This is a genomic window from Asaia sp. SF2.1 (assembly GCF_000505765.1).
Classification (GTDB): domain Bacteria; phylum Pseudomonadota; class Alphaproteobacteria; order Acetobacterales; family Acetobacteraceae; genus Asaia; species Asaia bogorensis.
In genome coordinates, this window is sequence record NZ_AYXS01000012.1 from 317,644 (window position 1) to 319,811 (window position 2,168).

2 protein-coding genes and 1 pseudogene are annotated in these 2,168 nt (G+C 60.9%); all 3 read left to right on the forward strand.

Translation table 11 applies throughout. The features are described 5' to 3' along the window. On the forward strand, window positions 1-1,124 hold a 1,124-nt coding region (locus P792_RS27780), incomplete at its 5' end, for an NAD(P)/FAD-dependent oxidoreductase (protein WP_023978589.1). Between the two features lie 26 nt (window positions 1,125-1,150). Beyond that, window positions 1,151-1,909, forward strand: coding sequence for a 2OG-Fe dioxygenase family protein (locus P792_RS27785; RefSeq protein ID WP_023978590.1), 759 nt, complete (start codon window positions 1,151-1,153; stop codon window positions 1,907-1,909). 59 nt (window positions 1,910-1,968) lie between these two features. Continuing rightward, window positions 1,969-2,168, forward strand: a pseudogene (locus tag P792_RS37610) (hypothetical protein); the annotation flags it as partial.

Consider the following 2,168-nt stretch of genomic DNA (forward strand, 5'->3'; position numbering starts at 1 on the left):
AGGGCGCCGTCCATTACTGGAAACCCATGCTGCACGAATTTGCAGCGGGTACGGGTGAGGAAACGCGGGATTGTACGACCTTTGTGGAGGCCAGCCGCCGTTTCGGCTTCCGCTTCATCCAGAGTTCGCTGAGCAGCGTTGACCGTGAGAAGCACGAGATACGCCTCGCGAATGACGAGATCGTACCCTACGACATGCTGGTGGTCTCGCTTGGCTCGCGCTCAAATGATTTCGGCATTACGGGCGTTATGGCCAATTGCACCTTTATCGATTCACTGCCGGATGCAAGCTCGTTCCATGAGAAATTCCGGGCAGCTTTCCGTGATGCAGCGGCCAGCAACCGCAAGCTGGAGGTCGGTATTGTCGGCGGTGGCGCAACCGGCACGCAGCTCGCCGCCGAATTGTGCAGCGCCATCGATCTCGCTCCCGGTTATGGCAAGGACGCAAGACGCAACGTGTTACGCCTCTCCCTGATCGAGACAGGCAAGCGTATTCTCCCCGCCTTCCCCGAGCGCGTTTCGAACGATGCGCGCAAGCAGCTCGAGGCTCTGGGCGTGTCCGTTCTGACCGAGGCCATGGTGACGTCAGTGGATGAGGAAGGGTTTCACCTCAAGGACGGGCGCGTCATCCCGGCCTCGCTGCGTGTATGGGCTGCCGGTGTGCGCGCCAGTGCTGCAACCGAACTGTTCGAGGGGCTCGAAATCGCCCGTGGCGGCCAGCTTGTCGTGAACCATCACATGCAGTCCACGAGCGATACGTCGATTTTTGCGCTGGGCGACTGCGCGCGTATCAACGACGCGCCGCTTCCCGCCACAGCCCAGGTTGCGCGCCAACAGGGCATCTATCTTGGCCGCGCTATACCGGTCATCGCTCAGGGACGCGAGCCCTCGACATTTGTTTACCGCGACCGTGGTGCGGTCGTGTCTCTGGGAGACTATAACGGGTGGGGCATGGTTGGTGCCTCGACGAGTTTCGGTGGCGGCTTCCTGCGTGGTCTTGCACCGAGATGGCTTCATGATCTGATCTTCCGTCAGCATCAGATTGGCGTCATGGGTCTGGCCCGCGGGACGGCTGCCTTCCTCAAGGCTCATCTGAACCCAACCCGCCCCCGTCTGGACCAGTAACACCCGATCAACGGTAGTCTCGATTCATGCCCCTGCAACGGTCACAGTCCCTCCCCCCCGCCGAGGCACAACGCCTTGATGATATGGTCGCCACGCTGCAGGCGTGTGGCTTTGCCTTCGAGCGTGGGCCCGACATGCGCTCCTTCCTCAAGTCTTTCGGCTTCGAGGACTGGGAGCGCTTTGCCGAAAGTTGGAACCGGCTGGGGCTCGACCGGTATATGGCGGATGGCGGACGCTATCGCAAACGGCGTTACGCCACCTATGCCCTGGCGGGTGGGCGTATCGACCGCAAGCGTCATCAGCCCCACTATCAGAGCCGCGATTACAACCTGCTCAATGGCGGGATCGAACGCTGGTTTGGCCCGATAGAGGATGCCATTGCTTCGCATCCGGTCATGCTTTCCATTCTCAATGCCGCCCATCTTCTGGCATTGCGTATGACGCCGGCCTCGACGCAACCCGATAGCTGGCATGCGGAAGTGCATCAGTTCCGTATCGAGGCTCAGGCTGGTAGCCAGGGCCGCCCCACGCCGGAGGGAATGCACCGCGATGGTGTGGACTGGGTTTTCGTTCTGATGGTCAGCCGCGAAAATGTCGCCTCCGGCGTCACGACGATCCACGACGATCATCGTCAGGAAGTCGGTTCGTTCACGCTCGAGTCTCCACTCGATACTGCTCTGGTCGATGACCATCGTGTGTACCACGGGGTCACCCCCGTCGAGCCAATCGACCCGGCCCGCCCGGCCTATCGCGATGTACTGGTCGTTACGCTCAGACATGCGTAATAAATCGGCGTGAAAAAACGGCCCCTGCGATTCGTGCGGGCAAAATGAAAGACAATCCGATGCGTTTTCGTGTGGTACTGGCGGGTATTGCCATCACAGGCCTTATGGCAGCACCTGCCCTGGCCCGGACGCATCAGAAGTCGGCCCCATCAGGCAATGGGCCGCATCCAGTCATTCTCACGGCGCAGCCTGGTACCAATCTCGATCAGGAGGCCCGCCAACTGAGCGCGGGCGATCTGGCCGATGCCGCCAAACATGA